Below are 23,070 nucleotides of genomic sequence, written 5' to 3' on the forward strand. Positions count from 1 at the left end.
GGCTAGCTCACAAAGGCCCTCAGGTTCTGCGCCAGCCGCTCGCGCGATTCGGCGTGCACGTACATCATGTGCCCGGCGGGGAAGTGTTCGACCTGAATCTGCGGCCGCAGGTGCGGGCGCAGGCCCATGTGGGCCAGGCTGTGCAGCGCGGCCCCCGGCGGGGTGGCGAGGTCCAGGTCCCCACACACCACCAGCACGCGCAACTCCGGCTGGTGGTGCAGGGCTTGGCGCAGCAGGTCGCTGGTGTTCAGGTATTGGTTTTCAATGCCCTTCCAGCCCCACGTTTTGTAGAGCGGGGCCAGCAGGTGGTAGGGCGCGTCGCCGCTCCACCCAAGCTGTTCCTTGAGGATGCGCTGCATGCCGACGCGATAAGCGCCGGCCAGGTTGGTGTAGCTCGGGTCGTCTTCGGCCTTCTCCCCGGCATCGTCTAGGTCATGGCCGACAAAACGGCTGTCGAGCCGGCCGACGACCTCCCCGCGATCGCGCAGCAGTTCTTTGAAAAAGCGCTCGTCGGTGACGCGCAGTCGGCAGCGTTCCACAAACGCGGCTTCCAGCCCGGTCAATTGGGCGTACTGCTGCGCCACCTTGCGCTGCTGGGCGCCTGCGAGTCGGTCGCCCAAGAGCAGGGCCTGCGCATAGGGGCCGAGCGCGAAGTTTTCGGCCTCACGCACGACCTCTTGCAGGGTCAGGGCCTGTAGTTTGGGCGAGAGCTTGTGGTGGTACCACGCGGTGGCCGCGTAGGTGGGGAAGAAGGTGATGTGCGGCAAGTCGTTGCCGCGGTCAAAGGCAAAGGTTTGGAAGTCCATGGCGGGGGAGACCAGGACCACGCCATTGAGCATCAGCTCGCACTTTTCCTGCAATTGACGCGCCAGAGCAGCCGCCCGGGTGCTGCCGTAGCTTTCGCCCAGCAGGTATTTGGCGCTGCCCCAGCGGCCCTCACGGCTCAGGTACAGGCGCATGAACTCGGCAATGGCGTCCAAGTCCCGTTGGTAGTCATGGAACTCGGTCTCTTTTTGCCCTTCGGCCATGCGCGAGTGGCCGGTGCCCACCGGGTCGATGAACACCAGGTCGGCGTGGGTCAGCAGCGTGTCGGCATTGGCTTCGAGGGCATAGGGCGGTGCGCCGCAGTAGCCCATGTCATCGGACACCACGCGCTGGGGCCCGAGCAGGCCCAGGTGCAGCCACACGCTGCTCGAGCCCGGCCCGCCGTTGAGCGCAAACACCAGCGGACGGTTGGGCTCCGAGTCGATCAGTGTGTAGGCCGTGAAAAACACCTGGGCGCGCAGCGGCTCGCCCTGTCGGACCCCGTCTTTGAGCTCGGGCTCGCGCAGCGGCAGCAGGCCGGCCACGGCCCGGTAGCGCAACGTGCGGCCGCCCACTGTCAGCTCATGTTCGCGCTCGACGCGCTGTTCGACCAGGGCTGGCGCCGCCGTGGGCGCAGGGGCTGCAGAAGGGGTCACGCTGTCGCTCATCTCAGGCCTTTCGCATCAGGGTGCTCTTGCCAAAGAGCGATTCGATCAAATCCACGGCCAGCAGGGCCGTGCGGTTCTTTTCGTCCAGCGCGGGGTTGAGCTCCATGACATCCAGCGAGGCCAGGCGCCCGGTGTCTGCAATCATTTCCATGCAGAGCTGGGCTTCACGATACGTGGGGCCGCCGGGGACGGTGGTGCCCACGCCGGGGGCGATGGCCGGGTCCAGGAAATCCACGTCGAAACTGACATGCAGGTGCGTGTTGGCGTCCATCGTGGCCAGGGCCAGTTCCATGCTCTGGCGCATGCCTTGCTCGTCGATGTAGCGCATGTCAAAGACTTCGAGCTCTTGCTCGTGCACAAAACGGCGTTCGCCTTCGTCCACGCTGCGAATGCCAATTTGGCGCACCCACTTGGGGCTGATCGCTGGGCTTTGCTCCGAGAAGCCACCAATGCGCACCAACTCGGGGGCGCCGAAGCCGCACAGGGTCGCCACGGGCATGCCGTGGATGTTGCCGCTGGGGGTCAGGGCCGAGGTGTTGAAGTCGGCGTGCGCATCCAGCCACAGGATGCGCAGCTTCTTGCCCGCCGCGCGGCAGTGGCGCGCCACCGCGCTGATGGACCCGATGCCCAGGCAGTGGTCGCCTCCCAGCAGGATGGGCATGCGGCCCGCCTGCAATTCGGCGTAGACCCCGTCGTGCACCGCTTGGTTCCAGGCCACCACTTCGCTCAGGTGGCGGTAGCCGTCCACGGGGGGCAGCCAGGGGTTGTGGGGGCCGCTGAGGTTGCCGCAATCCTTCACGTCCACGCCCCGGGCCTGCAAGGCCGGGCCAATGCCGGCCACCCGCAAGGCTTCAGGCCCCATGGAAGCACCTCGCGCGCCGGCACCGATGTCGGTCGGAGCGCCAATCAAAGAAACGGAACGCATCGCAGTCATACCCACAGTCTCCAAAGTCTCAAACCGGGCATTGCGCCCCGGCGGTCAAGTCGTATTCGTGTTGCAGCACAGCCCAGGCTTCTTCAGCCGAGTCGACGAAGCGGAACAGTTTGTCATCGCCCTCGCTGATCATGCCGGTCTCGATCAGGGCCTCGAAGTTCAGAACCTTTTCCCAGAACGCACGGCCGAACATCAGCACTGGGCGCTGGCGGCACTTGCCAGTTTGAATCAAGGTGAGGGCTTCAAACAGCTCGTCCAAGGTGCCAAACCCCCCGGGAAAGCACACCAATGCCACCGATCGCATCAGGAAATGCATCTTGCGCATCGCAAAGTAGTGGAAGCGGAAGCAGAGCTCGGGCGTGATGTACGGGTTGGGGTATTGCTCGTGGGGCAGCACGATGTTCAAACCGATGCTCTTGCCTCCGGCCTCATAAGCACCGCGGTTGCCCGCTTCCATGATGCCGGGGCCCCCGCCGGTCACCACATAAATGGGCGTGTCACAGCGCTGGGTTTCGCGCGTCACGATTTCGGCCAGTCGGCGCGCTTCCTCGTAATAGGCGCTCATGGCCAGGGCGTTTTCCGCCCGTTTTTCTCCTGCGGGGTCGCGGGCAGCTTGGGCCGCCGCCAATTCGGCCCGCGCTTTGTCGGGGGCGGGAATGCGCGCGCTGCCGAACATCACCAGCGTGGCCTCAATGCCTTGCTCCTGCTGAACCAACTCGGGCTTGAGCAACTCCAATTGCATGCGCACGGGGCGCAGCTCATCGCGAAGCAGGAAGCCGGGGTCCGCAAAAGCCAGTCGGTAGGTGTCCGCCTCAGCCAGTCGATCCAGCGGGGGGGGCGCCAAGCGCAACTCTTCTTCGGCGCTGGGGAAATTGCGTTCCTTGAGGTCACGACGGGGCGACATGGCGGTACTCCTGCAGTTCAACCCCAAGGGGGCGACCTGAGCATAGATCAGGGGTGGGCGGTGCTGGCCCGATGGGGTGCGCACACCGGACAGTTGGCGCTGGCTTGAACGCCCACCTGGTCGGTTTGACAGTTTTGTCCATCAAAAAGCCACAAGCGACCGGCCAAGCCACTGCGCAAACCGGCCAAGAGCTTGAGGGCCTCAGCCGCCTGAAGGGTGCCCGCAATCCCCACCAGCGGTGCAAAAACGCCCTGCGTGGCGCAATGGGTGTCTTGCACGGGGGCCTCGGGGGGAAACAAGCAGGCATAGCACGGGCACTGGGCTGCGGCCGGGTCGTAGACCGATGCCTGGGCATCCCAACCCACGCCGGCCGCCCACACCAGGGGTTTGCCGGCGGCCACGCAGGCGGCATTCACCGCTTGACGGGTGCGAAAGTTGTCGCTGCAGTCCAGCACCACCTGGGCATGTGCCACCCACTGCGGCAGGTTCTGGGCATCGGCCCGGGTGTGCAGGGCGGTGACGCGCAAATCCGGGTTGAGGGCGTGGATCGCGCTCTGTGCCGAGCCCACCTTGCTCCACCCCACCCGGGCGTCGGCGTGGGCGATTTGCCGCTGCAGGTTGCTGAGTTCGACCGTATCGGGGTCAACGACGGTGATGTGCCCCACCCCTGCGCTGGCCAAGTAAAGCAGCGCTGGGGAGCCCAGACCGCCGGCCCCAATCACGAGGGCGTGGCTGCCCAGCACGCGCTCCTGGGCTTCGACCCCCCATTCGTTCAGCAGCAGGTGCCGCGCGTAGCGCAGCAACTGGGTGTCCGTCAGCTCGGCTGGAGCGCCACTCACTTCGCGGCTTGCGGCGCTTCGGCCTTACGTTCCAGGGGGGCTTTGGACACCACCACGGGCTTGCCCTTGAGCTGATTCAGCGCTTGCTGCAAGGGCCAGTCGGCGTCGCCGCCGAACTCCGGCAGGGGCTTGAGCGGCTCGGTGCGCTTGGCAAGCTCTTCCTCAAGGCGGCGACGCTCGGCTTCGCGGGCCTTGGTCTCCTCGGACTCGGCAGCGGTGTTGCTGCTGCTGAGGTGCTTTTCCAGGTCCGCTTCCCGCGTGCGCAGGGCCCCAATGATGTTGCCTTCGGCGGTCTCGTCGATGGCGACGTCCGGAACGATGCCTTTGGCCTGAATCGAACGGCCACTGGGCGTGTAGTAGCGCGCCGTTGTTAACTTGACGGCGGTGTCGGGGCTGAGTTGCCGGACGGTCTGGACCGAACCTTTGCCAAAGGTCTGGGCCCCCATGATGGTGGCGCGCTTGTGGTCTTGCAGTGCGCCCGCCACGATTTCACTGGCCGAGGCCGACCCCTCATTGACCAACACCACCAGCGGGACGGTCTTCAGGGCGGGTGGCAGCTTGCGGATGAAGTCGGCGCCGCGACGGGCATAGTGTTCAGGAGTGGCGCGGTAGCTGAACCGGGACTCCGGCAACTGGCCGTTGGTGGACACCACCTCCACCCCTGAGGGCAAGAACGCGGCGCTGACCGCAATGGCCCCTTCGAGCACGCCGCCCGGGTCACTGCGCAGGTCCAGCACCAAGCCCTTCAGCTTCGGGTCTTGGGCGTACAACTCGCCCAGTTTCTTGGCGAAATCCTCGACGGTGCGTTCTTGAAAGGCCGAAATGCGCACCCAGCCGTAGCCCGGCTCAACCATCTTGGCGCGCACGGACTGCATGCGGATTTCTTCGCGCACGATGGTGACCGGGAAGCTGCGGCTTTCTGCCTTGCGGAAGACGCTCAGATTGACTTTGGTGGCGGGCTCGCCGCGCATCCGCTTGACCGCCTGTTCCAGCGTGAGCCCCTTGACGGGCGTGTCGTCAATGCGGGTGATGAGGTCGCCGCTCTTGAGGCCCGCCCGGAAGGCTGGGGAGCCTTCAATCGGCGAGACGATGCGCACCAACCCGTCTTCCATGCCGATTTCAATGCCCACCCCGACAAACTTGCCCGAGGTGCCTTCTTTGAACTCGGCAAACGACTTTTTGTCAAAAAACACGGAATGCGGGTCCAGCCCCGTCACCATGCCCGAAATGGCGTCGTTGATGAGCTTCTTCTCATCCACGGCCTCGACATATTCCGCTTTGACCAGGCCAAACACGGCCGCCAGTTGTTGCAGCTCTTCCAAGGGCAGGCCGCCCTGCGTGGCGCGGGCGTTGGCACTCAATTGAAGCGTGGCCAGCGCCCCGGCGACGGCGCCGACGCTGATCCAACCAAAAACCTTTAATTTGGCGCCCATGGCGTCCCTTTCTCCGCGGCGCAGGGGCCGCAAACTGCTGCAGGTTCAGTATAGGCAGTGGCTACATGCGCACCGCCCGAACACAGGGGCGAACCTGGGGCCAATTACACGCCATTCAAGCTGGGGTGGCGAAGGTCACCACATGGTCGACCTGGGTGCGGATGCCGATCCACTCGCCCACGTGGTGGTTGTGGTGAGAGGGCACGGTGGCCACTAGGCGCGTGCCATCTTGGAGGCGCAGGGTGTACAGGAATTCCGCACCGCGGAAAACCTTGTGCTCAATACAGGCTTGGACGGGGGCGTCATCGTCGTGCACCACGTCGTCGGCCCGGAGCAAGACTTCGCAGCGGCCATCGGGGTAGGCACTGGGCACCGGGCAGTCTTGCGCGTTGTCCAGCAGGCCCAACGCCGTGCGGACTTGCGCCCCGTGCTCGCCCTCCAAGTGACCGGGTAAGAACACGCCATGGCCGATGAAGCGCGCCACAAACCGGGTGGCGGGCCGGTGGTAGACGGTATAGGGCTCGTCCCACTGCTCCAGATGGCCGGACTGCATGACGCCCACGCGGTCACCGATGGCAAACGCTTCGGCCTGGTCGTGGGTGACAAAGAGGGCGGTGGTGTGGCTGGCTTTCAGGATGGCACGCAAGTCTTGGGACAGCGACTCCCGCAAATCCACATCCAAGCTCGAAAAGGGTTCGTCGAGCAAGAGCAAGGCGGGCGCGGGCGCCAAGGCCCGGGCCAAGGCCACCCGCTGCTGCTGCCCCCCCGAAAGCTGGTGCGGCATGCGCTTGTGGGCATGCTCCAGCCCCACCAGAGCCAGCATTTCATCCACGCGGGCTTGGCGCGGCGCCGGGGGCAGGTGGCGCAGGCCAAACGCGACGTTGTCGGCCACGCTCAAGTGGGGGAAGAGGGCGAAGTCTTGAAAAACCAAGCCCACACGACGGTCCTCGGGCGGCCGATGGACGTTCTGGCTGGCGACGGCCAGAGCCTCGCCGCCCAAGTGAATACTGCCGCTGTGCAGGCGCTCCAGGCCGGCAATGGCCCGCAACAACGAGGTCTTGCCACAGCCCGACGGGCCAATGAGCACCCCAATTTCGCCTCGGCCCAAGCGCAGCGACGCGTTTTGAACTGCCGCGACGGCGCCCCCCTTGTGGGTGTACTGCAGATTGACTTGATCCAGCGTCAGAAACATGCGGCCATGATAATGACTGGATGCAAATGCACCTTGTTCTCATTTGTTGATGCAGCGCACACTGGGTTGGATTTGGGCCGCGGTGGGTCTGGGCTTGGCCTTGCCCGTCCTGACGGTCATGGGCGCCTGGGCGAGCTTGGACGCGGCGGGTTGGGCTCAGTGGCGCCACTTGGCGGACACGGTGCTGTGGGGGTATTTGAGCCAGTCCACGCTCTTGACGGTCGGTGTGGCCGCGGGCTCGGTGGCCCTGGGGGGCGGTGCGGCCGCGCTGGTGAGTTTGTTTCGGTTCCCGGGGCGCCGCTGGTGGGATGTGGCGCTGCTCTTGCCGATGGCCATGCCGGCCTACGTGGCGGCTTATGCGTACACCGATGCGCTGCAATTCAGCGGGCCGGTCCAGGTGGCGCTGCGTCAGCAATTGGGACTGCAAGGGGCACTGTGGGGCGATGTGCGCAGCCTGCCAGGCGCCATGTTGCTTTTCAGCGTGTGTCTTTACCCCTATGTCTACCTGCTCACGCGAACGGCGCTGTCGGAGCGTGCGGGCCCGTTGATGGAGGCGGCTCGGCTGTTGGGTGCGGGCGTGTGGCGGCGCATGGCCACCGTGGCGCTGCCGCTGGCGCGACCTGCCTTGGTGGCCGGTATGGCACTGGCGCTGATGGAAACGCTGGCGGATTACGGGGTAGGCAGCTACTTCGGGCTCAGCACCCTGACCACCGGCGTGTACAAGGCCTGGCTGGTGCAGGGCGACCGGTTGGCTGCGGCCCAACTGGCATCCCTCTTGCTGCTTGCGGTCAGCCTCTTTTTGGCGCTGGAGCAGCGCGCGCAAGCGCAGTTGCGGTTTGCGGGCCCCCGGGCCCAGAGTCGGGCCGAAGATTCAGCCCAGGGCCTGACCCTCTTGCGTGGGCACCGCGCCTGGCTTGCCAATGCCCTGTGCGCGCTGCCGGTCACACTGGGATTCTTCTTGCCCGCCGGTTGGTTGGCCCGCATGGCCTGGCAAAGCCATGTTTCGGGCGAAGGGGCTCAGGCCTGGGCTCGCTACCCCGAATGGGCCTTGACCAGCTTGAAACTCGCGCTGCTGGCGGCCGTGTTGACGGTGGCGTTGGCTGTGGCCCTGGCGGTGTCGCGCCGCCTGCAAACCGATCCGGCGGCCCTGCCGACGCGGCTGATGTCGGCGGTCAATCGGCTGCTTGGCCTGGGCTACGCCGTCCCCGGAGCCGTGATCGCCGTGGGCCTGCTGCTGCCCATTGGCTGGGTGCAGACCGTGTGGCCCCAGGCGGCTCCGCTCATGACGGGGACGGCGCTCGGGCTGCTGTGGGCCTACACCGTTCGCTTTGGCGGTGTGGCCTTGCAGTCCATTGACGCGGGGTTCGCCCGCATTCCAGGCAGTTTGGACGAAAGTGCCCGCATGCTGGGGGCTTCCAACTGGCGCTTGGCGCGCGAGGTGCACGCACCGCTGCTGTCTCGCGCCACACTGGCTGCCGCGTTGCTGGTGTTTGTGGACGTCATGAAGGAGCTGCCCGCAACCCTGGTACTGCGCCCCTTTGACAGCGATACGCTGGCCGTGGTCGCCTACCAGCTGGCACGGGATGAGCGATTGGCCGAAGCCGCCGCGCCCGCGCTCGCCATCGTGGCCGTCGGGCTGGTGCCAGTGGCCCTGCTGTGGCGCGCCATGCGATTCAAGTGACGATGCGGGCCTGGGGGTTGTTGGCCCCGCCAGCAGGAATCGAACCTGCATCTGACCCTTAGGAGGGGTCCGTTCTATCCATTGAACTATGGCGAGCGATCGGGCGGTCGGCCCGGAAGCGGCAAAGCCCGGGTGGACCGGGCTTTGAGCGGGCCAGCCGCACGGGGCGGTGGCAAGGTGGGTTGACGAGCCTTACCCCCGGCACTGGTTGCAACGCTGAGGGCTGCTTGGTTCCCCACCTGACCCGGTTGGGCGCGCTCCCATGCGGGGAGGCCCGTCAGCGCGCATTCTATGCGGAGAGCGTGCTGCTTTTGCCGCTCAGCGCAGTTGCAGGTCGGCGTCGGAAAACTCGATGCCCAGCGGCTCGATGAGCAGGCGCTTGGCCCCCGCTTCGACTTGGCCGGCGTGCCATGCGGCGATGCCGCAGTCCTGCGCGACCTTGACCACCGCCTCAGCTTGCGCGGCCGGCACGAAGAGGGCAAAGCCCGCGCCCATGTTGAGCGTGGAGTAGGCCTCGCGGTCATCCAGGTGGCACTCCCGCTGCATGAAGCGCAGCACCGGCGGCACGGGGGGGACGGTGTGGATGCGGTAGGTCAGTTGGCCCGGGTGACGCAACAGTTTGCGCCAGCCGTGGCCGGTGACGTTCGCGCTGTAGTGCACGGTCAGCCCTGCCTTAAACAACGCCTCGGTGACGGGCGAGTACAGCGGCGTGGGGGCCAGCAAGGCGGCGCCGTAGGTCAGGCCCGGCTCAATCTCGGTCAAGTAGCCCTGGGGCAGGCGCTCCGCCAGCTTGCGTGCCAGCGATAAGCCATTGGCATGGATGCCGCTGGCGGCCAGCAGCACGATGGCGTCGCCGGCGCCCAATCGGTCGCCCACCGACAGTCGGCTTTTGGGGTTGATGAGGCCGGTGCAAGAGGCGGCCAGGTCGATGCGATCGTTCTCCACGATGCCAGCCAGCGCTGGGGTCTCACCGCCACCCCAGGCCACGCCGCAGGTGTCACACGCGGCCTTCCAGCCGGCCACCAGGGCCTGGGCACGCGGGGCATTGCCAAACCAGTCGCTGCCGCCGGCGGCCCAATAGGCTTGCACCACCAGCGGCGTCGCGCCCACGGTGATCAAGTCGTTCACCGCCATGGCGATGGTGTCCTGGGCAATCGCGTCGTAATGGCTTTGGCCGGTGAGGCGCGCCATTTCATCGGCGACCAGGGTCTTGGTGCCCAAGCATTCCACGATCGAGGCCATGTAGAAGGGGCCCACATCCACCACGTAGGCCGACTCGCCGCGCGAGGCCTGCACCTCGCTGAACCCATGGCCGGCGAGTTGCGCGGCGGTACTGGCGGCCGCGCGCTGGGCGCTCACCTTCAGGGGGTCGATCAGGTCGTAATTGACGCCGGCTTGGTCGTAGGTGAGGGGCGTGGTTTGGCTCATGGGCGTGCAGGGGCGTGTGCGCGAAAACCCGCGATTGTCTCAGGCGCCGCTGGTGCCGGCCGCGCGGCGCGGCGTCTCGGGCATTCCCGCGGCGGGTCACCCTCGGCTATCCTGGTTTCATGCACCCGCTTCTGGTCATGAACCGCTTCAATCGCCGAGCCGCAGCCCGCATCGCGGGGGTGACCGTGCTTTTGGTCGCGATCGTGGCACCGTTGGCGTGGTGGGTTGCGCGGGCCAACGCTGAAAGCGAAGTGGTGTCCTTGGCGGTGGAGGAGTCCAACCGGTTGTTGCGCCACTATGGCGCGGCCGACTGGTCCGCGGCCAACGCGGCCGTGGCCGCTCAGGTGGCGGTGATGAACTTGTCGGGCGGGTTTTTTGACATTGCCGAGATCTACGACGCTGGCGGAGCCAAACTCGCCGAATCCCTGACGCCGCTGGGCGAATCGGTTGAAAAACTGATGCCAAACCACGGCAGGCCGGCCTATGCAGCGGCCTCGTACGAAAGCCTCACGGTCGGGGCCGATCATTGGGCTTTGCGGGTGTTCATCCCGTTGCGCTCGCCCACGTCGCAGCAGCTCAGTGGTTACTTTGAAGGCGTCCGCATCGTGCCCGCCTGGCAGCGCCAAAGTGTTCAGGCCGCAGCCGTGAAGTTGGCGGCGATCGTGGGCTTGAGTGCGTTGCTGTGCGGCGCGGCCATCTACCCCATCGTGGTCACCTTGTCGGCTGAGAACGAACGCAAGACGCTGGAGGTGTTGGACTCGCATATTTCCATGATGGAGGCCCTGGGGCGTGCCATCGCCAAGCGGGACTCCGACACGGGCGCGCACAACTACCGGGTGGCCTGGATTGCGGCCCGTATTGGGGAGGAGTTTGGGCTGACCGGGAGTGCGATGCAGGCGTTGATTGCGGGCAGCTTCTTGCACGATGTCGGCAAGATCGGCATTGCCGATGCCATCTTGCTGAAGCCGGCGCGCTTGGATGACGCAGAAATGGCCCTGATGCGCACCCATGTCAGCCAGGGCGAGGAAATCGTGACGGGCATGGGGTGGCTGGATGGCGCCAACGAAGTGGTTGCGGGCCACCACGAAAAGTGGGATGGCACGGGCTACCCACGGCGCCTGGCGGGGGAGGCCATTCCACTGTCGGCGCGCATCTTTGCGGTGGCCGATGTGTTCGATGCCCTCTCGTCCAAGCGGCCCTACAAAGAGCCCTTGCCCTTTGGTCAAGTGATGCAGATCCTGCGCCAGGACTCGGGCCGCCACTTCGACCCGGCGGTGATGGCGGTTTTTGAGCGCCTGTCGGAAGAAATCGGACAGGCCCTCCAAGGCAGCACGGAACACAGCGCCCGACAGCTGCTCGAAGCGCAAATCCGCAAACACTTTGCCCAGTGAGGGCAGGTCGCCCAGGCGTGGGCCCGTGTGTGGGGGTTACAGCCCCAACTCTTGGGCCAAGTGAGCGGCGGCGTAAAGCTGTCGCAGCGCCACGCGAATGGCCGCCTGGTGAACCACGGTCGCCCGGTTGCCCCGCTCGTCGAAGGCAAAGCGTCCGGCCAGAGAGTCGAGATTGCCATCAAACACCACCCCCACCCAGTCGCCGTCTGCGTTGACCGCGGGCGAGCCGGAATTGCCTCCAATGATGTCGGCGGTGCAGATGAAGTTCAGGGGGGTTGAACCCGGCAGGTCGCGTCGCAGGGCGGCCAGTCGGGGCGCCAAGTCAAAGGGGGGCTTGCCTCCAAACCCATCATGGCGGGCCCACAAGCCATCCAAGGTCGTGAACCAAGGTTGGCGCTGTCCGCCGCTCACAACCTCCGCGACGCGGCCGAAAGACAGTCGTAGGGTGCCCGTGGCATCGGGCGGGCTGCCGTCGCCCAGGACCTTCCAGCGGGCCTGGGCCAGCGCATCGGCATTGGTGCGCAAGGGCTGGGTGACCTCCCGGGCATAGGCTTCGAGCACGGCGCGGCGCAGCGGATGCAACGCGCGGGCCAGCTGAATGAGGGGGTCGGCCACGCGCCCGAACTCGGCGGGCTTCAGGGCCAGCCAGCGGGCTCGTTGTTTGGCATCGCCCACCTGCGTGCCAGCCAGCCAGGCCTTCGCGGCCGCCTGCGCGGTGGGGTGGGGGCCCAACAGGGCCCGCACGAACGGGTCGGTGGCACCAAGGGCGGTGTGGGCGCGTTCGATGAAGGCCGTTAGGCGAAGCGTTTCCAGTTCGGCGTGAAACGGGTGGGGGGCACGCAGTTCCTCGGCGAGCTGGGAGGCGGTCGCGCCGTCATACGTTTCCAAGCGCTGGGCCGCCGGCCTTGCGGCCTCGGCCTGCAGTGCGGCGAGGGTGAGGGCATCGTCCAGCGCGGTGTTGTATTGGGGCTTCATGGCCAACAGCTCGCGGATCAGGCGTTGCTGTGCGCGAGCGGCTTGTTCGGCCACTTGCCAGGGGGCGTCCGATTCCGCTCGACGGCGCAACAGACCTTCCTCCTTTACCTTGGCTTCCCAAATTTCGAGATCTTTCAGCGCGGACCATTCCCCCCGTTTCGCTTTCAAGCCGTTTTCCAGCCCATTGATGGGTTCCAGCGCTTGGCGAGCCGACTCGGCATTGCGCGCGGCATAGCGGTGCAGCACGGCCTGTTCGTGCTCGGCGGTGGTGATTTCCGCGGGCAGTTGGGCATCGCGCAAAGCGGTGAGTTGGGCCACCGTGAGCAATCGATCGGTGCGCCAAGGATGGCCCGGCACAAAGATCGCGTCGCCGAGCTTGGGGTTTTGAGCGGCCGGTCGCAGCCACTGCGCAGGCCGCCAGGGCTGCCCTTGGTGGTAAACACGCAGCAAGGCGAAGTCGAACGCAAAGCGCGGATAAGCAAAGTTGTCGTCATCGCCACCGAAATTGGCCGCCTGCGTCTCCGGCGCCATCACCAAGCGCAAATCGGTGAAACGCAGGTAGCGGTACTGCTGCTGCACCGCGCCACCATAAAGGGACACCAGTTCGCAGTGCTGCCCTTTGGGGCACTCGGCTTCCAGTTTTTGCAGCGCAGCACGTCGCCCGACGCTGTCGCTGGGCAACTCAACCGTCTGAATATCGAGCAGCAAGCGGGCGGTCATGCCCGGGCAGGGACGTTCATCCCTTCGTTCAGCGGCCACAAACCCTGCTGCGGCGAGATCGTTCTGGGCCGTGCTCAAGCGGTCGATGCAGTCGCTCACGACGTGGTGGTTGGTCAGCACCAGCCCGTCCTTGGACACAAAGCTGCCCGAGGCGCCGTCGAGGTTCAACGCCGCGCCTTGCAATTTGGCAACCCAGGCGGACGATGCTGGTTGCCCCAAATGGTCGGCCAGCGCTCGGTGGGGCAAGCGATCCAGGGGCCACATGCCATCGGCGGCATGAGCTGACGTCACCACGGACAACACAAGGGGCAGGGCGCGTAACAGCATGATGTGATCGGTACAACAGCAAGACGATCAGCATAGCCAGCCCCGACCCGGTGGCGCCTGCCTAGAATCCCGCCCTTACTTTCCGCACAGCCATGAGCGCACGAGTCCTCGCCCGCCACTACCGTCCGCGCCGCTTTTCTGAGCTGGTTGGGCAGGAACACGTCACCCAGGCGCTGGGCCACGCGCTGGCAACCGGGCGGCTGCACCATGCCTATTTGTTCACGGGCACGCGGGGCGTGGGCAAGACCACGGTTTCGCGGATCTTGGCCAAGGCGCTCAATTGCCAAGGCCCGGATGGCCAAGGGGGGGTGACAGCGGAGCCCTGCGGGGTGTGCGCGGCTTGCCGCGACATCGACGCCGGTCGCTTTGTGGATTACGTGGAACTCGACGCGGCCAGCAATCGGGGCGTGGAAGAGATTTCGCAGCTGCTCGATCAAGCCGTTTACAAGCCGGTTGTGGGCCGCACCAAGGTCTACATGATCGACGAAGTGCACATGCTCAGCACCCATGCCTTCAACGCCATGTTGAAGACGCTGGAGGAGCCGCCGGAGTACCTGAAGTTCGTGCTGGCTACGACGGATCCCCAAAAGGTCCCGGTGACCGTGTTGAGTCGCTGCCTGCAATTCAATTTGCGACCGCTGCCTCCCGCCCTGGTCGCGCAGCACTTGGGCACTGTGCTGGGGGCCGAGGGCATTGCCAGTGAGGCGGGGGCCTTGCGCTTGCTGGGGCGAGCTGCCCGCGGTTCGATGCGCGATGCCCTGTCCCTTACCGACCAAGCCATCGCCTATGGGGGCGGGCAGGTCGCGGAAAGCCAGGTCTTGGCCATGCTGGGTTCCACGCCCCGTGCTCAGGCGTTGCAGTTGCTGGAGGCGCTGGCCGGGGGCGATGCCCTGGCCTTGGTCCAGGGCGTCGACGGGTTGCGCTCGGCCGGGCACCACGCGCCCGGGGCGCTGGATGAATTGGCTCGCTGGCTGCAACTGATTGCGTTGGCCCAAGCCGCTCCGCAGGCGCTGGATGGCCAAGACCCCGACACCCCGGAGGCCCAGCGCTTGGCTGAAGCCTGGCCTGCCGACCTGCTGCAACTGGCGTATTCGCTCCTGCTCCAGGGGCGGGCCGAACTTCCGCTCAGCGCCGACGAGCACGCGGGGCTGCTGATGTTGCTCTTGCGCGTGTTGGCGTTCCGTCCGGCAGGCGACGGGCCCGCGCCCAGCGCCGCGGCCTTCAAGCGCAGCGAGCTCGCGGCCCGACTCAATGTGCCGGTACCAGCTGCGGCAGCCCAGGCGCCAGCCCCGGCGGCATCGGCCCCGGCGGTAACGGCGCACCGCCCGGTGGAACCCATCACGCCGGTTCAGCCCGTGCGGGTGCCGGAACCGGTTTCACCCGCATTGCCAACGCGTCCGGTGGCCCCGCGCCCCAGTCCGCCGCCTGCGGCGCCTCAAAGTGCTGCGCCGGTTCCGGCCGGGTCGGCGCAAGATGAGCCGCCGCCCTGGGTGGACCTACCGCCCCAGGACGAAGAAGGACCGAGTGCCGCGATGGAAGCGGAGCTTCCGGTGGATTTGGATCGGGCCGCGCCGGCGTTGGACGGGGCTCCGGCCGCTCCGGCTCCGGCGGCGCTGCAGCGCTCAGCCGCGGGCGATGGGGCTCCAGCCCTGGTGCCCACGCCGCTGGGCGCCGCCTGGGCGGCCCTGGTGGCGGATCTGCCCATCACCGCGTTGGCCCGTACCCTGGCCCTGCAGGCGCAATGTTTGCGTCTGGAGCAAGAAAGTTTGCCGTGGGTGGTTCACCTCCAAGTGACGACCGAGGCACTGGGCATGGCCCCCGGCCCTGCCAAACTGGAAGCCGCCCTGGCTGAAAAGGCGGGCGGGGTGGTGCAGCTGACCGTGGGCGTCGGCCCGGTGCAAGACAGCCCCGCGCTGCGTGACGCGGCAGCCAAGGCCGAGCGACAGCGCCAGGCCGAAAGCGACGTGGCCGAATCCCCTGAATTTGCGGCGCTCAAGCGCCATTTCGAAACCGCGCGCATCGTGCCTGGCTCGGTGCGCCCGCTGGATAGTTAAGAAGGACCCCATCATGATGAAGAACCAACTGGCCGGCTTGATGAAGCAAGCCCAGGCCATGCAAGACAACCTCAAGCGCGCGCAAGAAGAACTGGGCAGCATCGAGGTCGAGGGTCAGAGTGGCGCCGGTCTGGTCAAGGTCACCATGACCTGCAAGCATGACGTGCGCCGTGTGCAGATCGACCCCAGCCTGCTGGCGGACGACAAAGACATGCTGGAAGACCTGGTGGCCGCCGCCTTCAACGACGCCGTGCGCCGCGCGGCTGAAACGAGCGAGGCGAAGATGTCCAAGCTGACCGCCGGCCTGCCGTTGCCCCCGGGCATGAAATTCCCCTTTTAAGTCATTGGTCTGCCTACTGCGCCGCCCGATTTGGCGCCTGCAGTGCTCACCGCACGCCAGTGCGGTTCCGCGCTTCGACGCCAACTCGGGCCGCTCGCTACGGCATCCCAACGACTTAAACCGATCCAAGGGTTTTAATGGCCGCGCTCGATCAGCTTGTTGAAGCCCTGCGGCGCCTGCCGGGGGTGGGGCCCAAGAGTGCCCAGCGCATGGCCTACCACCTGCTGCAGCACGACCGCGCGGGCGCGCAGCAACTCATCGCGGGGCTGACCGAGGCCTTGGCACGGGTGCAGACCTGCACGCGCTGCCATGGGTTTTCGGAGGCGCCGGTGTGCGCCGTGTGCAGCGATGGCACGCGCGATCTCGGCTTGCTCGCCGTGGTCGAAAGCCCTGCCGACCAGGCGGTGCTGGAGCGCAGCGGCAGCTACCGCGGTTACTACTTCGTGCTGGGCGGACGGGTCAGCCCCCTCGATGGCCGGGGCCCCAAGGACATCGGCGGCGAGGCCCTGATCGCGCGGGCCCTGGACGGCGGGGTGCGCGAGGTCATCCTGGCCACCAGCTTCACCGCCGAGGGCGAGGCCACCGCCTATTTGCTGGGTGAGGCGCTGAAGTCCCGCGGCCTGTCCGTCACCCGGCTCGCCCGCGGCGTGCCCGTGGGCAGCGAACTGGAATTCGTCGACCTGGGCACCCTGGCCCACGCCCTGGCGGATCGGCGCTGAGATGCGGGCCCTGCGCTGGCGCCGTTGGTTGATCGCGGCGGGATTTGTGGCCTTGCTGCTGATCACGATTGCCGTCGTGCTTGGCCCCGCTACCCCCGAGGACCGGGCGGCGTATGCGCCCAAGCCGGTCTGGTCGGTGGAGCCGGCTGCAGCCGCTACGCCCGCCGCTGCGGCCAGCGCGGCAAATACCAGTACCGAAACACCCGCTGTGCGTTGGCGCGAGGCCTACCGCCGCAACTACAGCCTGACGCTGCGCCAGCGGGTGCATCAGGCGCGGGTGAGTGGGGCGTTGCAGGACATCGTTGCCACCTACCAGATGGCGCGGGAGTGTGACGATCAGGCGCAGTTTGCAACCCTCGCCATCCGCTCAGGGTCGTCCTATGCCGAACTCGCCAAAGGGTGGACGGCTGCTCAGCGGGAGCGAGTTCAGCGATATGTTGAGCGATGTGAGGGTGCGAGGGAGGCGCGAAAGGGGGAGTTCCGTCTGCTAGATGCCGGCCCGGACTCGAAGGCGGCAGTGCTGCTGATTCGAGTATTTCGGGGGCAGACCCTGAAAGCGGAGGAGCGATTGGCGGCGATCGCGTTTGCGCAGTCGCAAGGGTCGGCAGCGCTGCTTGCGGGGGTAATGCCTCACGTCTGGACGGTTCCGTTTGACTGGATCGGTTGGTCCAGCAGTACCTTGCTTGAGGGGCAAGCCGACGACGCCATGTTGCACAAGGCGTTGGCGCTTGCGGCCTGCCAAGAGATCGGGAACTGCGAGCAGGCGGCGCAGGAAAATTTCCTCTGCGTAGGCGGCATTGGCTGTGTGGACGACGAGCGCCGGTGGGCGGAGACCCACCTGTTGGCCAGCGCCCATTTGAGGGTGAAAGTTTTTCAACCGCACGATTTGGAGGACTGGGCTCGGCGATTTGAGAACCTCGAGCGCTGGATGGTTGCTCAGGGGCTGAGTCCCGCGCAAATACGCGAGATGCGTCGCTACGTTCTTCCCGGCTGCCGCACCACCGAATGCCTGCAACAGCGCTGGGCCGAGGCCCAGGCCTTCGTGGCGGCTTTGATCTCAGGCAAGCACAAGCCCGGCCAACCCTGGCCCCCCTGAGGCGCAAAGGGGCTTGTGGCCTGGTGCGATCATCCGCAGCTTTCCACTCCAGCCGGAACCGCCCATGACCACGTTGGCCAACCTGTGCATCCTTGCCGCCTGCGCCTTGCCGGTGATTTGCGGCGGTATCGCCAAATCACCGGGCTTTGGCAAGCGCCGCCGCGACGGCGGCTATGACAACCACGACCCGCGCGCCTGGTTGGCCAAGCAGACGGGGCGCAGCGCGCGCGCCAATGCGGCGCAGGCCAACGGGTTCGAGGCCTTGCCGCTGTTCATCGCCGGCGTGCTGGTGGCCCAGCAGGCGCAGGCCCCGCAAGCCACGGTCGATGCCCTGGCCGCCGCCTTTGTGGCGGCCCGGGTGGGCTACATCGCCTGCTACCTGACGGACCGCGCGCTGGCGCGCAGCATCGTGTGGTCGGTGGGCGTGGGCCTGAGCGTGGCGCTGTTTTTCGTTTAACGGAATGGCGTGATGTCGCCGACGCATTTGCGGTAGCGTTGCGCCGACTTGCGTCAGGTCTGACCCTCATCTGGACCGTAAAACGAGTGCCCCATATTGCGAGCGCGTAACCAAGCCCAGACTGTTGACGGCTCAATGGATTCGACCGTCAGGATTGGCGGACCACCAGAGTTATTTGCGACACATTCACGTTTGAGCCATTCCTTCTGAACCGAGGCGCATGCTGCTTCGATGGCTTTCTTGTTGTCCGCGGCCCGAACGATTCGAGTTGTGTAGAAGCCGACGATGTCCCATTTCGGGTCTTCGCCGGAAATCCGCACGCCGTCGCCGTGCAACAAAACCTGGAAGTAGGGCATAGGCTACTGTTGCCTCTCAGCCCTTGACCTTGGCGCGCTGGGTCGTGGCCTTGGTCTGGGTGACTTTGGCGGGGCGGGTCTTGGCCTTGGCGGGGGCTTTGGGCTTGGCGCTGGCCACCGTCTTCTTGGCTGGGGCGAGGTAGGCCGTCAGCTGGGTCCCCGTTTTGAGGCGTGTGGTCAGGCTCAGCTTGTTCCAGTCGGCCATCTGGGCGGGCGTGACGCCGTGACGGCGCGCCACGGTGCTCAGCGTGTCCCCCGCGCGCACCGTCACTTTGGTGGCCACCCGAGCCGGCGCATCGGGTGCCAGGGCCAAGGCCGCGGTGTCGGCCAGGTGCTCAGAGACATCGTGGTCACGCTGGGCTGTGCGCGGCACGAGCAGGGTCGAGCCGGCCTTGATGTTCATGCGCGGCGGGATGCGGTTGATCTCACGCAGCTCGGCCTCGCTCATGCCGGCCCACTTGGCGGCCTCGGCGGGCTTCATGGTCTTGGGCAGTTGCAACGCGGTCCAACTGGCTTTGGGGCCGGTGTAATCGGCCAGGGCGCCGACGAAGCGCTCGGCGTTCTCATAAGGCAAGAGCACTTGAGGGGATGCCGCAGCCAAGATCAGAGGCTTGTTCATCTGCGGGTTGAACTGACGGAAGCGCTCGGGCGTCAGGCCGGCCAATTGCGCCGCCAATTCCACATCCAGGTCACCCGCGATGTTGACACTCAAAAAGTAAGGATGGTTGGCCAACGGGGGGAGCTGGACACCAAAACCGTCGGGACGCAGAACCAGGTTTTTCACCGCCTGCAATTTCGGCAGGTAGTCGGCCGTTTCGTTGGGCATCTTCATCAGCGCGTACTGGCGCGGTTTGCGCTGGCGTTCCAGCTGCTTGAGCGCCCGGTCCACGTTGCCCATGCCCCAGTTGTAGGCGGCCAGCGCCAACTGCCAGTCGCCGTCGTACCGTCGCCCCAGCTGGGCCAGGTAGTCCAACGCCGCGCGGGTGCTGGCCAGCACGTCTCGCCGGTCGTCCCGGAATAGGTTCTGTTTGAGCGAAAAGTCTTTGCCCGTGGCGCTCATGAACTGCCACATGCCCACGGCCTTGGCGTGGCTTTGGCTTTCCGGGTTGAAGGCCGATTCGATGAACGGCAAGAGGGCCAGTTCCATCGGCAGCTCACGCTTTTCCACCTCCTGAACGATGTGGAACAGGTAGCGGCTGCCGCGCTCGAGCATGCGGTCCACATAGTCCGGCCGCTTGGCGTAGAAAGTCTCCCACTTGTCGACCCGTGGGCCGTCCAAGTTATCGAGCACCAATCGCGCTCGCAAGCGTTGCCACAGGTCTTGCTGGGCCTCGGGGGACTGAAAGTCCACCATGGGTTGGTCAGGGTTCAAGTCATCCACCGCACGGGCGGCGGCCTGCTCCAAGGCCTGAGGCGTCAGCGGCAAGGCCGGTAGGGCCTCGGCCACCCCGGATGGGGTCGCGGAGGCTGCCCCAGCAGGATCCAGCGGCTGGCCCCAGTAGCGGCTGGGGCTGCTGACGTCGGCCGGACCTGGGCCGGGTGCTGCGCAAGCGCCGAGCAGCAGGGCCAGACCGAGGGCGAGGGGGGTTGGGCGCTCCAGGGCGCCGCGCAGAGCGTTCATCAAAACTGGTTCTTCCACTGGCGGAGTGCGGTAAAGACGGCCACAGGTTCGTCCGATTCCGCAGGTGCAGGGGCCCGAAGTTGGGCGGCGGTGCGAACCGTGGCATCACGGCTGCGCAAGAAAGGGTTGGTGGCGCATTCCAGCGCCAGGGTTGACGGCAGCGTGGGCGCGCCGGCGGCCCGTTGCGCCAAAGCAGACGCCAGGCGGGCTTCAACGGCACGGGAGGCGGGGTCTACGGCCTGCGCGAAACGCAGGTTGGCGACTGTGTATTCATGGGCCGGGCAGACGCGGGTTTCGGGGGGAAGGCTGGCCAGCCGCTCCAGCGAGTTCAACATGTGCGCGGGAGTGCCCTCAAACAGCCGCCCACAGCCGGCGCCGAACAGCGTGTCGCCACAGAACAGAACGGGGGGCTGCGCCTGCACGACGTAGGCAACGTGGCCCCACGTGTGGCCGGGGACGGCCAGGACGTCGACGGGGTGACCGAGCAGGTGCAGGCGGTCGCCGTCGCGCACGGGCGCGGTGACCCCTGCGATCGCCTCGGCGCTGGGGCCAAAAACGGGCAGATCCGCTCCAGCATCAGCCTTCAGATCGGCCAAACCCCCATGGTGATCGCCGTGATGGTGCGTCACTAGAATGGCCCGCAGAGTCAGGCTCAAGGCCTGTAACGCGTTGCGCAGCGGGGCCGCTTCACCCGGGTCCACGGCCAGGGCATTGCGGCCGTCGTGCAACAACCAGATGTAGTTGTCCGCCAAGGCGGGGACCGGAATCAGCGAAAGCACGGGGTGTGGCGGAGCCATGACAGCGCAGGAGGACGCTATTTTAGGAGTTGCCTCCTGGTTGGAGTCACCCCGAGGTCGCTACCTGCTGGCCTGGGAACAAGCGCGCTTGGATCAAGCGGTCGCGGATTTGTTTGGTTTTCATGCGGTCCAGCTGGGTTGGCCCGCCCTGGAGGGGTTGCGCGCGAACCGCATGCCCAACCGGTGGTTGGCAGACGAATCGGCGGGTGACCTGCACTGTTCCTTCGATGCGCTGCCTTTTTCCAATGACAGCTTGGACCTGTTGGTGCTGCCGCACACCCTGGAAACCGCACCGGATCCGCATCACCGTTTGGCGGAGGCGGCGCGCGTGCTGCGGCCAGAGGGACGCCTGCTCTTGTTGGGGCTGAACCCCGCCAGCCTGTGGGGGTTGCACCCCCAGCAGTGGCGTGACAACCGTGCCACCGGGCGCGAACGCATTGGGTATCGCCGATTGCGGGATTGGCTGCGACTGCTCAGTTTTGATGTCACCCAAGCGCAGTTTGGCTGCTACCGTCCGCCCTGGTCACGCGCGCCGTGGTTGGAGGCTTGGCAGTTCATGGACCGCCACGGCCCCACCTGGTGGCCCGTTTTTGGGGCGGTTTATTTCATTCAGGCTGTTAAGCGCGTGCACGGCATGCGCTTGGTGGGCTTGGCTCGGTCGGGCCCCGGACGGCGTCCGGCGGCGGCAGTCGCCTTGCCCAGCCGCTCTTCACGCGAAGGAATCCGCAAATCATGAATGCCACGGTCGCGATCAAAAAGCCGGAGGTGACGCTGTACACCGATGGGGCCTGCAAGGGCAACCCGGGCCCAGGGGGCTGGGGCGTGTGGATGATTGCCGGCGGTCACCAAAAGGAGATGTTCGGCGGCTCCCCGTCCACCACCAACAACCAGATGGAGATGACGGCGGTGATCGAAGCCCTGGCCGCACTCAAACGCAGTTGCAAGATCCAGCTGTACACCGACAGCGAGTACGTGCTCAAGGGCATGACCGAGTGGCTGCCAGGATGGGTGCGCCGTGGGTGGAAGACGGCCGCGGGGGCGCCCGTAAAGAATCAAGAGTTGTGGTTGCGCCTGGCCGGGTTGGCCGCGCTGCATGAAATCAAATGGCACTGGGTGAAGGGCCATGCGGGCCACGAGGGCAATGAGCGGGCCGATGAATTGGCCAACCGGGGCGTGGAATTGGCCCTAAAAGGTGGGAAATAAATGAAGCGAGTGGTGTGGGCGCTGGGCGCCGTGGTGGTGGTGGCGGGTGTGTGGGCTCAATCGAGTGGGCCGTCGGCTGCGCCCAAGGCTGCCGGTGGTGGCGCGGGAGCGGGGGCGGGCAAGGCACCCCCGCCTGCAGCCGTCGAAGTGGCTTCGGTGCGCCGTGACGATGCCCTGGAGGCCGCGCAAGCGGTAGGCAGCCTGCGGGCCCAGCAGACCACGATGCTGCGACCGGAAGTGCAGGGCCGCATCGTCAAGCTGGCCATCAAAGACGGTCAGAAGGTCAGCGCGGGCGCTGTCCTCGTGCAATTGGACGACTCGGTGGTTCGAGCCCAACTTCAGCAGGCGCAGGCGCAGGCCGCGACGGCGCAAAGCCAGGTGCGGCGGCAAGAGGAGTTGCAGGCGCAGGGTTTTGTGAGCCCGAGTGCTGTGGAGCAGGCGCAGATGGCGGCTCAAGTGGCGCAAGCGCAGGTGGCCCTGGCCCAGGCGCAGGTCCAGCGCTATCAGGTTCGGGCCCCGTTTGCGGGGGTGGCGGGTATTCGTTTGGTCAGCGTGGGCGATTACGTCAAAGAAGGCGCGGACTTGGTGGGCCTGGAGGACACCCGTCGCTTCTACGCCGATTTCCGTGTGGCCGAGCAGTTGGCCGGGCGTCTGAAGGTGGGCCAACCGGTCCAAGTCACCGTCGATGCCCTGCCAGGACAGCCGCTGGCGGCGCTCGTCGAAGCGGTCGACACGCAAGCCGATGCCAATGGGCGGGCGCTGCTGGTTCGCGCGCGACTGACCCAGACCAAAGCTGGGTTGCGCACCGGGCTGTTTGTTCGGGTGGCTTTGGAACTGGGGCGCCGCGAGGCGGCCCTTTGGGTGCCCGAAGAAGCCCTGGTCCCCCAAGGGGGCAAGCTGTTTGTGTACCGGGTGGTGGGGGCCGAGGCGCATCGGGTTCCCGTGAAAGTGGGCGCACGCAAGCCGGGCTGGGTCGAGCTGCTCGAGGGCGTGCAGGCCGGTGATCAAGTCGTGAGTGCCGGGCAGCAGCGGCTGCGGGGCGACAAGGCGCCGATCAAACCCGTGGATCTCCAGTCACTGGGCTCGGCGCCCAAAGCAGCGGCCAAGGCCAGCAACGGAAAGCCTTGATCT

Annotated in this window: 21 protein-coding genes, 1 tRNA gene and 1 other RNA gene; 10 read left to right on the forward strand and 13 right to left on the reverse strand. The window is 66.3% G+C overall.

Going from position 1 to position 23,070, the window contains the following annotated elements:
• Positions 1–2 precede the first annotated feature (2 nt).
• The 6 genes from I7X43_RS06765 to I7X43_RS06790 all read right to left on the reverse strand — a co-directional run bounded on the left by I7X43_RS06765 (position 3) and on the right by I7X43_RS06790 (position 6,774).
• Complete coding sequence (locus tag I7X43_RS06765; protein WP_198100155.1) at positions 3–1,460, reverse strand: S10 family peptidase; 1,458 nt, start codon at positions 1,458–1,460, stop codon at positions 3–5.
• A gap of 13 nt (positions 1,461–1,473) precedes the next feature.
• Positions 1,474–2,397 (reverse strand): arginase, encoded by a 924-nt coding sequence (gene rocF / locus I7X43_RS06770; RefSeq protein ID WP_375140385.1) that lies wholly within the window; start codon positions 2,395–2,397, stop codon positions 1,474–1,476.
• Positions 2,398–2,425: 28 nt separating this feature from the next.
• The gene (locus I7X43_RS06775) at positions 2,426–3,310 is read right to left on the reverse strand and encodes an LOG family protein (protein ID WP_198100157.1); all 885 of its coding nucleotides are present in this window, start codon (positions 3,308–3,310) and stop codon (positions 2,426–2,428) included.
• A 47-nt stretch (positions 3,311–3,357) separates the two neighbouring features.
• On the reverse strand, positions 3,358–4,128 hold the full coding sequence (locus I7X43_RS06780; protein WP_198100379.1) for a HesA/MoeB/ThiF family protein: 771 nt from the start codon (positions 4,126–4,128) through the stop codon (positions 3,358–3,360).
• Positions 4,129–4,145: 17 nt separating this feature from the next.
• Positions 4,146–5,582 (reverse strand): S41 family peptidase, encoded by a 1,437-nt coding sequence (locus I7X43_RS06785; RefSeq protein WP_198100158.1) that lies wholly within the window; start codon positions 5,580–5,582, stop codon positions 4,146–4,148.
• Positions 5,583–5,697: 115 nt separating this feature from the next.
• On the reverse strand, positions 5,698–6,774 hold the full coding sequence (locus I7X43_RS06790; RefSeq protein ID WP_198100159.1) for an ABC transporter ATP-binding protein: 1,077 nt from the start codon (positions 6,772–6,774) through the stop codon (positions 5,698–5,700).
• A gap of 49 nt (positions 6,775–6,823) precedes the next feature.
• Here I7X43_RS06790 and I7X43_RS06795 point away from each other — a divergent pair, with 49 nt between their 5' ends.
• Complete coding sequence (locus I7X43_RS06795; protein ID WP_198100160.1) at positions 6,824–8,455, forward strand: ABC transporter permease; 1,632 nt, start codon at positions 6,824–6,826, stop codon at positions 8,453–8,455.
• A 21-nt stretch (positions 8,456–8,476) separates the two neighbouring features.
• Here I7X43_RS06795 and I7X43_RS06800 read toward each other — a convergent pair.
• From I7X43_RS06800 to I7X43_RS06810, 3 genes are all read right to left on the reverse strand, one after another.
• Positions 8,477–8,551: transfer RNA gene (locus I7X43_RS06800), tRNA-Arg, on the reverse strand.
• 85 nt (positions 8,552–8,636) lie between these two features.
• Positions 8,637–8,734, reverse strand: an RNA gene (gene ffs / locus I7X43_RS06805) — signal recognition particle sRNA small type.
• 39 nt (positions 8,735–8,773) lie between these two features.
• Positions 8,774–9,883, reverse strand: coding sequence for an AIR synthase related protein (locus I7X43_RS06810; RefSeq protein WP_198100161.1), 1,110 nt, complete (start codon positions 9,881–9,883; stop codon positions 8,774–8,776).
• A 119-nt stretch (positions 9,884–10,002) separates the two neighbouring features.
• Between I7X43_RS06810 and I7X43_RS06815 the strand changes: the two genes are divergently transcribed.
• Entirely contained in the window at positions 10,003–11,274 is a 1,272-nt protein-coding gene (locus I7X43_RS06815; RefSeq protein WP_246480222.1) for an HD-GYP domain-containing protein, read from the forward strand.
• Positions 11,275–11,310: 36 nt separating this feature from the next.
• On the opposite strand, the gene I7X43_RS06820 is transcribed toward I7X43_RS06815, so the two are convergent.
• On the reverse strand, positions 11,311–13,296 hold the full coding sequence (locus I7X43_RS06820) for a S46 family peptidase (RefSeq protein WP_198100162.1): 1,986 nt from the start codon (positions 13,294–13,296) through the stop codon (positions 11,311–11,313).
• 92 nt (positions 13,297–13,388) lie between these two features.
• On the opposite strand from I7X43_RS06820, the gene dnaX reads away from it, so the two are divergent.
• The 5 genes from dnaX (at position 13,389) to I7X43_RS06845 (ending at position 17,962) form a co-directional block, all read left to right on the forward strand.
• Positions 13,389–15,350, forward strand: a complete 1,962-nt coding sequence (gene dnaX, locus I7X43_RS06825; protein ID WP_198100163.1) for a DNA polymerase III subunit gamma/tau — start codon at positions 13,389–13,391, stop codon at positions 15,348–15,350.
• A 13-nt stretch (positions 15,351–15,363) separates the two neighbouring features.
• Positions 15,364–15,690, forward strand: a complete 327-nt coding sequence (locus I7X43_RS06830) for a YbaB/EbfC family nucleoid-associated protein (RefSeq protein WP_198100164.1) — start codon at positions 15,364–15,366, stop codon at positions 15,688–15,690.
• A 137-nt stretch (positions 15,691–15,827) separates the two neighbouring features.
• The gene (gene recR / locus I7X43_RS06835; RefSeq protein WP_198100165.1) at positions 15,828–16,409 is read left to right on the forward strand and encodes a recombination mediator RecR; all 582 of its coding nucleotides are present in this window, start codon (positions 15,828–15,830) and stop codon (positions 16,407–16,409) included.
• 1 nt (position 16,410) lies between these two features.
• Positions 16,411–17,505, forward strand: a complete 1,095-nt coding sequence (locus I7X43_RS06840; RefSeq protein WP_198100166.1) for a hypothetical protein — start codon at positions 16,411–16,413, stop codon at positions 17,503–17,505.
• Positions 17,506–17,569: 64 nt separating this feature from the next.
• A complete protein-coding gene (locus I7X43_RS06845; RefSeq protein WP_198100167.1) occupies positions 17,570–17,962 on the forward strand; it encodes an MAPEG family protein in 393 nt (130 codons plus the stop codon).
• Between the two features lie 53 nt (positions 17,963–18,015).
• Here the strand turns inward: I7X43_RS06845 and I7X43_RS06850 are convergent, their stop codons facing one another.
• Genes I7X43_RS06850 through gloB form a run of 3 tightly spaced genes read right to left on the reverse strand, consistent with a single transcriptional unit; the run spans position 18,016 to position 20,736 of the window.
• A complete protein-coding gene (locus tag I7X43_RS06850) occupies positions 18,016–18,318 on the reverse strand; it encodes a hypothetical protein (protein ID WP_198100168.1) in 303 nt (100 codons plus the stop codon).
• Positions 18,319–18,334: 16 nt separating this feature from the next.
• The gene (locus I7X43_RS06855; RefSeq protein WP_246480223.1) at positions 18,335–19,939 is read right to left on the reverse strand and encodes a transglycosylase SLT domain-containing protein; all 1,605 of its coding nucleotides are present in this window, start codon (positions 19,937–19,939) and stop codon (positions 18,335–18,337) included.
• Complete coding sequence (gene gloB, locus I7X43_RS06860; protein ID WP_198100169.1) at positions 19,939–20,736, reverse strand: hydroxyacylglutathione hydrolase; 798 nt, start codon at positions 20,734–20,736, stop codon at positions 19,939–19,941. Before gloB ends, I7X43_RS06855 begins: the two co-directional genes overlap by 1 nt.
• Positions 20,737–20,776: 40 nt before the next feature.
• Here gloB and I7X43_RS06865 point away from each other — a divergent pair, with 40 nt between their 5' ends.
• From I7X43_RS06865 to I7X43_RS06875, 3 genes are read left to right on the forward strand one after another with little or no spacing between them, the layout of a single operon-like run.
• Complete coding sequence (locus I7X43_RS06865) at positions 20,777–21,472, forward strand: class I SAM-dependent methyltransferase (protein WP_310737531.1); 696 nt, start codon at positions 20,777–20,779, stop codon at positions 21,470–21,472.
• Positions 21,469–21,939, forward strand: a complete 471-nt coding sequence (rnhA, locus tag I7X43_RS06870; RefSeq protein WP_198100171.1) for a ribonuclease HI — start codon at positions 21,469–21,471, stop codon at positions 21,937–21,939. Before I7X43_RS06865 ends, rnhA begins: the two co-directional genes overlap by 4 nt.
• A complete protein-coding gene (locus I7X43_RS06875) occupies positions 21,940–23,067 on the forward strand; it encodes an efflux RND transporter periplasmic adaptor subunit (protein WP_198100172.1) in 1,128 nt (375 codons plus the stop codon).
• The last annotated feature ends 3 nt before the right edge of the window (positions 23,068–23,070 follow it).

Origin of the sequence: Inhella gelatinilytica, from assembly GCF_016093295.1 — a bacterium.
Lineage (GTDB): Bacteria > Pseudomonadota > Gammaproteobacteria > Burkholderiales > Burkholderiaceae_C > Inhella > Inhella gelatinilytica.

Bases quoted from the DNA above. Each gene is read 5' to 3' on its own strand.
- rocF (WP_375140385.1), bottom strand. From the start codon at position 2,397: ATGCGTTCCGTTTCTTTGATTGGCGCTCCGACCGACATCGGTGCCGGC.
- I7X43_RS06775 (WP_198100157.1), bottom strand. From the start codon at position 3,310: ATGTCGCCCCGTCGTGACCTCAAGGAACGCAATTTCCCCAGCGCCGAA.
- I7X43_RS06785 (WP_198100158.1), bottom strand. From the start codon at position 5,582: ATGGGCGCCAAATTAAAGGTTTTTGGTTGGATCAGCGTCGGCGCCGTC.
- I7X43_RS06790 (WP_198100159.1), bottom strand. From the start codon at position 6,774: ATGTTTCTGACGCTGGATCAAGTCAATCTGCAGTACACCCACAAGGGG.
- I7X43_RS06795 (WP_198100160.1), top strand. From the start codon at position 6,824: ATGCAGCGCACACTGGGTTGGATTTGGGCCGCGGTGGGTCTGGGCTTG.
- I7X43_RS06810 (WP_198100161.1), bottom strand. From the start codon at position 9,883: ATGAGCCAAACCACGCCCCTCACCTACGACCAAGCCGGCGTCAATTAC.
- I7X43_RS06815 (WP_246480222.1), top strand. From the start codon at position 10,003: ATGCACCCGCTTCTGGTCATGAACCGCTTCAATCGCCGAGCCGCAGCC.
- I7X43_RS06820 (WP_198100162.1), bottom strand. From the start codon at position 13,296: ATGCTGTTACGCGCCCTGCCCCTTGTGTTGTCCGTGGTGACGTCAGCT.
- dnaX (WP_198100163.1), top strand. From the start codon at position 13,389: ATGAGCGCACGAGTCCTCGCCCGCCACTACCGTCCGCGCCGCTTTTCT.
- I7X43_RS06830 (WP_198100164.1), top strand. From the start codon at position 15,364: ATGATGAAGAACCAACTGGCCGGCTTGATGAAGCAAGCCCAGGCCATG.
- recR (WP_198100165.1), top strand. From the start codon at position 15,828: ATGGCCGCGCTCGATCAGCTTGTTGAAGCCCTGCGGCGCCTGCCGGGG.
- I7X43_RS06840 (WP_198100166.1), top strand. From the start codon at position 16,411: ATGCGGGCCCTGCGCTGGCGCCGTTGGTTGATCGCGGCGGGATTTGTG.
- I7X43_RS06845 (WP_198100167.1), top strand. From the start codon at position 17,570: ATGACCACGTTGGCCAACCTGTGCATCCTTGCCGCCTGCGCCTTGCCG.
- I7X43_RS06850 (WP_198100168.1), bottom strand. From the start codon at position 18,318: ATGCCCTACTTCCAGGTTTTGTTGCACGGCGACGGCGTGCGGATTTCC.
- I7X43_RS06855 (WP_246480223.1), bottom strand. From the start codon at position 19,939: ATGAACGCTCTGCGCGGCGCCCTGGAGCGCCCAACCCCCCTCGCCCTC.
- gloB (WP_198100169.1), bottom strand. From the start codon at position 20,736: ATGGCTCCGCCACACCCCGTGCTTTCGCTGATTCCGGTCCCCGCCTTG.
- rnhA (WP_198100171.1), top strand. From the start codon at position 21,469: ATGAATGCCACGGTCGCGATCAAAAAGCCGGAGGTGACGCTGTACACC.
- I7X43_RS06875 (WP_198100172.1), top strand. From the start codon at position 21,940: ATGAAGCGAGTGGTGTGGGCGCTGGGCGCCGTGGTGGTGGTGGCGGGT.